Raw genomic sequence first — 1,676 nt, 5'->3', positions numbered from 1 at the left:
TGTATACGTCGCCCCAAGACGATGATAATTTGCTCACCGTCGTATATAGTGATAAATTCGACGCAAAGTCTCGGTCGTTTAACTTTGGCGTTTGCCCCAAATGCAAAAAACCTATGCCTTTGAAGAAACCCGTTGATTTATCTACCAAAGGTAACATTCCATTTTATAACCTGACAAAGGCACAGTTTGAACTTCAGCCTCCGAAGTCAGACTTAATCAATCAAGGGAAAAAAGTCTTGCTGTTCTCAGACTCACGCCAGAACGCTGCAAAACTTGCATTAGACCTGTCAAAATCATCTGACGCAGACGCTTTCCGTCAGGCTGTTATGTTTGCGTCGCTCCTTCTGCAAGTTGACGGGAAAGAACACTCTTTATCTGACTTATACCCGGCGTTTTTGGATGTTTGCATCCAAAACAGCCTTACATTCTTCAGCGGGAAAAGCAAGGAGAAATTTGAAAACGACAAGCGACTGTTTAGGGACAAAAAAAGCAGAGTGGAGAGGCGAGGAAGAGCCATTGACTATTCTGCAGTAGCTTCAGAGTATCAGACATTACCCGATGACTACTATGAGCAGTTGCTAACTTCTTCACAGAAAGCCCTCGTTCTTTTAAGGACATTGGCATTGGATTTTTAACCCCTGTATCTTCTGTTCTCGACGATTGCGTATTTGATTTGGAGGACGTTGGAGTAACCATAGATAAGGGTATTCTTTACCAATTGCTTGTGCTGTTGTTCTGGGATGTTATGGACGATAGTGCAGCTCTTGGAGAAATAATTCAAGACGATGTCAGAAAAGGTCTACCCGGCAGGAGCAAAAATCAGATATTTGGTTTGGGCTTTGAATTCTCAACTGAATTAGACAAAGGGCTTGTTCAGCGAATCCAAGAACTGTTGAACCTCGATAATCAAACGACAGCAAAAATCGCAAATAAGGTGCGGGACTTGTTTTTCGCTTCCTCAGCAAACAATCGCTACTACATTAAGTTAGCTGCAGTAAAGATTGAGTTGCCGGCAAAGACTTCATTTGGTATCGCTGCGTAAAATGCGGGAAACTATCTCCGTTCAAAATTGGGGATTATTGCGGCGCTTGTTTTGATTCAACGGATTTAGTACCTATTGGCGAATCCGATTTGTCCCGCTTTGACTTTTGGCGGATACCGGTTCTGAACGCCTTAAACAAAATCGAAACCATTCACACAATTGATACCGAAGAGCACACAGCGCAATTGTCCCATAAAGAAATCCGAAGCGATACTTGGAGCCGCACAGAAAAGTATGAGATGCGCTTCCAAGACATCAACGCAGGTGAAAACGGCGAGGATTCCATTGATGTTTTGAGTTGCACGACTACTATGGAAGTTGGTATTGATATCGGTTCGTTGACTGCTGTCGGACTTCGCAACATACCGCCTATGAGAGAAAACTACCAACAGCGTGCGGGACGTGCCGGACGTAAAAATGCAGGCATATCCACAATCGTAACATACGCTTCCGGCGGAACGCACGACAGCCATTACTTTTTGCATCCTGACGAGATGATTTCCGGCTCGCCGCGTAAGCCGTGGATAGACCGCAACAATCCCAAAATCAAGCAGCGCCATTTTAATATGCTGGCTTTGAATGGATTCATGTCCACTCCCGATATGAAAACCCAATTCGACGGCATTGTTGACAT

The 1,676-nt window shown here is 44.3% G+C and carries 2 protein-coding genes and 1 pseudogene; all 3 read left to right on the top strand.

What is annotated here, in order from left to right; translation table 11 throughout:
- A pseudogene (locus P378_RS22450) lies at positions 1-635 on the top strand (DEAD/DEAH box helicase); the annotation flags it as partial.
- 38 nt (positions 636-673) lie between these two features.
- The gene (locus P378_RS22445; protein WP_238473385.1) at positions 674-1,042 is read left to right on the top strand and encodes a hypothetical protein; all 369 of its coding nucleotides are present in this window, start codon (positions 674-676) and stop codon (positions 1,040-1,042) included.
- Positions 1,043-1,131: 89 nt separating this feature from the next.
- Positions 1,132-1,676, top strand: a 545-nt coding sequence (locus tag P378_RS22440) for a helicase-related protein (protein ID WP_274378763.1), incomplete at its 3' end; no start/stop codon positions are given.

This window comes from Desulforamulus profundi (genome assembly GCF_002607855.1).
The sequence above is the reverse complement of the archived record's forward strand: the minus strand, read 5'-3'. Positions and strand labels throughout refer to the sequence as shown.